General features: G+C 43.8%; 3 protein-coding genes. All 3 read left to right on the forward strand.

Translation table 11 applies throughout. The annotated features are described in order from the left end of the window. Window positions 1-536, forward strand: a 536-nt coding sequence (locus tag KGY70_14955; protein MBS3776493.1) for a T9SS type A sorting domain-containing protein, incomplete at its 5' end; no start/stop codon positions are given. 126 nt (window positions 537-662) lie between these two features. Next, window positions 663-3,488, forward strand: a complete 2,826-nt coding sequence (locus tag KGY70_14960; GenBank protein ID MBS3776494.1) for a hypothetical protein — start codon at window positions 663-665, stop codon at window positions 3,486-3,488. Between the two features lie 144 nt (window positions 3,489-3,632). After that, a partial coding sequence (locus KGY70_14965; protein ID MBS3776495.1) for a glycosyl hydrolase occupies window positions 3,633-6,641 on the forward strand: 3,009 nt, incomplete at its 3' end.

The following is a 6,641-nucleotide window of genomic DNA, read 5'->3' on the forward strand; positions in this document are numbered from 1 at the left end:
TTATTCTTTGGGCCGATAATGACTCCGCCCAGGGTCCCCTTCATCTGAATTTTGGTCTGGAAAAGAATGGTGAAGCGATCACCCTTGCTAAAGAGGAAGATGGTGAGATCATTTTTCTGGATATCGTATCCTTTAACAGACAAACTTCTGATATTTCAAAGGGCAGAATGCCGAACGGCGGGCCGGACTGGCGGTTTTTTAAATCCCCGACACCGGGTAAAAGCAATGTAGAGGAGCAAACCGACATTGAAGATTCGGGAGATTCCAAAGCCACCGGGTACGCATTAAGAGGCAATTATCCCAATCCTTTCAAAAACACTACTACAGTAAATTATCGCATTCCCAAACAGGAACATGTCCGAATAGCAGTTTACAATAACCTGGGTAAACTGGAAAAAGTGCTGGTCGATCGAACTCACTCTGCAGGTTCTTATAGCGTACAGTGGAATGCTGAGGGCTTGTCACCGGGAATATATTTCTATGAGATGAAATGCGATAGCTATTCAGAAGTAAGGAGGGCATTAATAGCGAGATAGCGTCACCTAAGACAGATCTGTAAGCATAATTAGTGCCTCTAAGAAATTATTAAATTGCAATATGATAATAAATTAAGTTGTTCATCAACAACCTTATGAAACTTGACATATAACCCTTTAGATACCATGAAAATATCACGCCGCAACTTTATCCGCATGGTCTCTTTGTCTTCATTGAGCCTTGCAAGTTTTCCAATGGTCAATTTCGGATGCACCCGGCCTGGTAAACAAAGCCAACAAAATGGGGCTTTATATGAAATATTCCAGAATCCGCCCAATAGTTCAAAACCTTATGTCAGGTGGTGGTGGAATGGCAACCGCCTGACAAAAGAGGAGATTCTCCGGGAGCTTGATCTATTGAAAGATGCCGGTATTGGGGGAGTAGAAATTAATCCCATCAAATTTCCCGGAGGCGAGACCCTGGGCATAGAATCACTGACCTGGCTGAGTGATGAATGGATTGAAATGGTTCAGACTGCAGTACAGGGCGCCCATGAGCGAGACATGGAATGTGATATCATCGTAGGATCCGGCTGGCCTTTCGGCGGAGAATTTCTGGAAAAGAATGAACAGACCAGGATTCTGGCACTGGGTACGCGCAAACTGGAAGGCCCGGGGACGGTTACCCTTTCACGCCAGGAACTTTTGGATGAAGTAGAATTAGAGATCCATTCTAAGCACAAGCCGGTTTATAAACAGCTTCATTCGGTGCGGCTGGTATCTCCATATATGGAAGAATTCGATCCGGGAAAGGATTTGACAGATCAGTTTACTAATGAGGAGCTCCAACTTGATCTCCCATCAGGAGAGCATGTACTCTACTTTATGGTGTTGCAAACTGGTTACCAGGCTGTAATTAACGGTGCCCCAGGTGCCTCCGGTCCTGTTTTGAATCATTACGACCGTTCGGCTGTTAAAAAGTTCCTGACCCGGATGTCTGATACATTGAATCCGCGTTTGAACGGGCTGGACTCTGCGTTCCGCTCTATGTTCTGCGATAGTCTGGAGCTGGAAGGGGCCAACTGGTGCGAGGATATGCTGGAGGAATTTAAAAGACGCCGGGGATATTCGCTAGAGCCCTATTTGCCTTTTGTATTATTTAAGATCGGCCATATGGGAAACCGGGTTACAGATGAGTATGGCTCCAGGTTGGAAGGGTCAGCACTGGAAGAGGTGAAAAGGGCCCGATATGATTTTTATATTACCAGGCAAGAGCTTTTCAAAGAGCGGTTTATTAAAACCTATCAGCAATGGTGCGAAACAAATAATGTAAAATCCAGGGTTCAGGCCTATGGCAGAGGCTATCATCCCCTGGAGTCGAGCATGAATATAGATATCCCCGAGTGTGAGACATGGTTGCGGGGTAATATTGGTACCGAGCAAGGCAGGGCCTATACTACGGTTAACAAATTTGTAGCTTCCGGCTCCAGGCTTGCCGGAAAGCAGTTAGTAAGTTGTGAAGAGATCACCAATACTACCGTTGTGTTCTTTTCTACCCTCGAGATGATCAAAATAGCAGGCGACCAGAGCAACCTCTCCGGGGTAAACCATTCTATATTGCATGGGTTTAACTACAGCCCAAAGGAAGCCAGGTTTCCCGGATGGGTGCGGTATGGCACCTTTTTTAACGAACGCAATCCCTGGTGGCCTTTTATGAAATACTGGACAGATTATAAGGCTCGGCTTTCTGCCGTATTTCAGAATGCTGAAGCCCGTGCAGATGTTGCGATCATGCATCCCCTGGCAGATCTTTGGATGGAATATGGACTTCAAAGACTTCCATTTCCACGGGATGAACACCCCTGGTATCAGTTCGATTTATGGGAGGCGGTGCATCAAAACGGAAATACCTGCGACTATATCAGTGAAAAGATTTTAAATGAGGGGAAGATAGAAAAAGGAGCCCTTAGATACAATGGCCGCACTTACCATACCATAATGCTTATGGAGGTTGCATCTATACAACCGGGTACGGCAAAGGCCATGGCCAGATTCGCTGAGGCAGGCGGCCGGCTGATTTTCATCGGATCAGCTCCCTACAAGAGTACCGGCCTGAAAAATTACCGGGAAAATGATTCCACAGTGAAAAAGACCATAGAACGGATAAAAGATGAATATCCCGAATCCTGTAAGGTTGTTAATGCACCTGAAGATGATTTGATCACCTGGTTCCGTGATGTTCAGAAGCAATTTGAAATTACCCCTGATGTGGTTATTGATCCTTTAAACCGCAACATAAGCCAGGTGCAATACACCCATGGAGAGGAGGAACTCTTCTTCTTTACCAACTCCAATATAAATCAGCAGTTCAGCTTCCGGGCAACATTCAATACCGGTGAAAAAGTGCCATGGATATGGGATCCGGAAACGGGAGAACGTTATTTATATCCTTTTGACGGACAAAAGAATAAACTGACCATTGAATTGGCTCCGTCTGAATCGAAGCTTATTGTCTTTGATAATAATGAGGATGGTCAGCCGGTGCCTGTTAAGCGACCCGATAGTGCTTCAGCGCTTGACCTGGGAGGTCCCTGGGAAGTGAGCCTCCACCATGTGGATGGTACCCGCAGGCAAAAAACTCTGGAAAAGCTTGTAGATTTCAAAGAAGATCCGGAACTTAAAACTTTTGCCGGCACAGCGATATACACAAACACCATAAATTTAGACTCTCGGGAATCTTATGCTTATCTTAACCTGGGAGAGGTTCATGGTATATCTGAAGTATCGGTCAATGGCAATAAATTGGGTTTTAAGTGGTATGGGAAACATCTTTATGAATTGAAAGACTCTTTAAAAGAGGGCAGCAATACCATTGAAATAAAGATCACCACGGTGCTTGGAAATTACTGTAAATCCCTGGAGAATAACTCTATCGCTCAACGATGGACCCAACGGCAATCTTATGCTTCAGTGGGACTTATTGGTCCGGTTAAATTGATGAAAAAATCGTAATAAATCTTTACGTGACATATTTGAAAATATAGCTCTTTAAACTGATAAATGTTTACTTTTTAAAATGGGGTAAAATATCCTTTATCCATTAATGATTTTTTTGAACCAAATAAAAATCATTAGAGAATTATAAACTACTTTTTTATGACAAGAGTGCTTTGTTTTATACTAATTTTTAGCGTGTTTTCCAGTTGTTCATACATACAGCAGCAAAAAGAAACGGATCAGGGAAATTCCCTGGCAAAGGCTTTTCATAGTCCGCCAGATACTGTAGGTCCCGGGGTTTATTGGTATTTTATGGATGGAAATCTATCAAAGAAAGCCATGACCAGGGATTTGGAATCTATGAAAGAGGCAGGAATACGCCGGGTTATTTTTCTGGAGGTCAACGTTGGTATCCCTCGTGGGGAGGTTAACTTTTTAAGTAAGGAATGGCAGAATTTATTTCAGCACGCAGTTGATGAAGCAGAGCGATTAGGTATTGAGTTCATCATGGGTGTGGGTCCCGGTTGGACCGGTAGCGGAGGTCCATGGGTTCCCCCCGAAAAATCCATGCGTCATCTGGTAGTTTCATCAGAAAAAGTTAGCGGCCCGGGAAAGTGTAATATCAATCTTTCTAAGCCATCGCCCAGGAGGCCTTTTTTTGGCGAGAGCGCACTCTCGCCCGGACTGAAGGAGCAATGGAATAATTATTATGAAGATGTAGTGGTGCTGGCATTTCCCACACCAGATACTGACGAGAAGATAAAAAACATTGACGAGAAAGCTTTATATTACCGTTCTCCCTACTCTTCGCGGGAAGGGGTTAAACCTTTCCTGCCGGCACCCGCAGATTGGCCAGAGACAACAGAAGGAACATCAATCCCGGAAGATCAGGTTGTGAATGTATCACAACATATGAAGCCTGATGGGAGTTTAAGCTGGGAAGTTCCTGAAGGCAAATGGACCATTATGCGATTTGGTATGCGCAATAATGGATCTGTTACAAGACCTGCACCGAAACCTGGTCTGGGATTTGAGTGTGATAAGTTCAGTGCGGAAGCTTTTAATCATCATTTCAATTCCTACCTTGCCAAACTCATAAAAAAGGCAGATCTATCCAAATCCTCTGATAATAAAAGTTGGACCAGACTTCATATGGACTCTTGGGAAATGGGTGCCCAAAACTGGACCGACGATTTTCGTAAAAAGTTCAGGGAACGCCGGGGTTACGATCTTCTGAATTTTTTGCCCGCTTATAACGGCTATATTATTGAAAGTAAAGAGCTTACTGAACGGTTTTTATGGGATATGCGGATTACAAGCCAGGAATTGGTTTTGGAAAACCATGTAGGAAGAATCAAGGAGCTTGGTGACAGATATGGACTGGACCTGAGCATTGAGCCCTATGATATGAATCCAACGGCTGACCTTGCCCTGGGTTCTTTCGCCGATGTGCCTATGTGCGAGTTTTGGTCAAAGGGGTATGGCTTTAATACTTCATACAGCGTTATAGAAGCAACATCTATTGCCCATGTAAAAGGAGAACCGGTAGTTGCTGCCGAAGCATTTACTGCCACTCCATCGGAAGCATGGCAACAATTTCCAGGAGCTATGAAAAACCAGGGTGACTGGGCCTTCTGTGCCGGTATCAACCGTTTTCTCTATCATACCTTTGCACATAAATCCTTAAGAGAAGATCTCAGGCCGGGTATGACCATGGGTCCTTACGGGGTGCACTGGGACAGGAAACAAACCTGGTGGCCTATGGTTGAAGGCTATCACCGCTATGTATCGCGTTGCCAGCATATGCTTCAACAGGGCCAAACTGTATCTGATATTTTATACCTTACACCTGAAGGAGCCCCTCACATTTTCCGGCCTCCTTCCAGCGCTTTAACCGGAAATGATACACTTCCTGACCGGCGAGGTTATAATTTTGATGGGGTATCCCCTTTCAACTTTATCTCAGATGCTACTGTAAAAAATCATAAAATTGTATTTCCGGAAGGTGGCTCATACGACCTCTTGGTACTGCCTTTAATGAAAACAATGACCCCGGAATTACTTAAAAAAATAGAACACCTGATAGATAAAGGTGCTTTTGTTTTGGGTACCCCTCCTAAACAATCGCCAAGCCTGATGAACTATCCGGAATGTGACAGCACAGTTAAAAGTCTGGCCGGTAAGATTTGGGGCGGGTATGATACACCTTCAAAACTCATTGGAAAAAGCTATGGTAAGGGAAAAATTTTCCGGGGAGGCACGCTGAATAAACAAACAGAGGATGACCTTTATCCCGCTTATGAGATTGCTGCTGATGTGCTGACCAGGATTGGAGTAACAAAGGATTTTTCTGCCGGGGGTCCGGTACGTTATACCCACAGAAAGATGAAAAAGAGAGATATTTATTTTGTATCTAATAAAAGTGATCGGAAAATACAAACAAAATGCACATTCGGGGTGAAAAACGGTACTCCTGAATTGTGGAATCCGCTTAACGGAAGCATCCGTAAACTACCTCAATATAGTCATAATGGTGAACGAACTACTGTTCCCCTTCAGTTTGATGCTTATCAGAGTTTTTTTGTGGTATTTCCTAAATCAGGAGAAGAAAAAGATGATGAGCAGGTTGAAAAAAATTTCCCAGAGAAGCGTGTTATCAAGGAGTTAGAAGGACCATGGGAAGTTTCATTTGACCCGGAATGGGGCGGACCTGAAAATATTATATTTGATGGTTTAACCGATTGGACCAAACGCCCCGAAAAAGGTATCAAATATTATTCCGGAATAGCCAGCTATAAAAAGACATTTGAAATAGATGATTTACATCGGTCTGAAGATGCTCCGCAAAAGGAGTATTTTATTGATCTGGGTAAAGTTTATAATATGGCACGTGTTATAGTAAATGGAAAAGATCTTGGGGTGCTGTGGACCTCTCCCTGGCAGATGAATATTACTAAAGCCTTGCAGGAAGGAGAAAATAAGCTTGAATTAAGGGTTGCAAACTTATGGATCAATCGGTTAATTGGAGACAAATTTAAGCCTGATGACGGGATAAAAAATGGACAATGGCCTGACTGGTTGCTGGAAGGTCAGCCCCGACCCGGTGATCGTTATACCTTTATAACCTATACTTACTATAGCCGGGAATCGGATTTGGTACCTTCAGGA

Source organism: Bacteroidales bacterium (genome assembly GCA_018334875.1).
GTDB lineage: Bacteria > Bacteroidota > Bacteroidia > Bacteroidales > UBA12077 > JAGXLC01.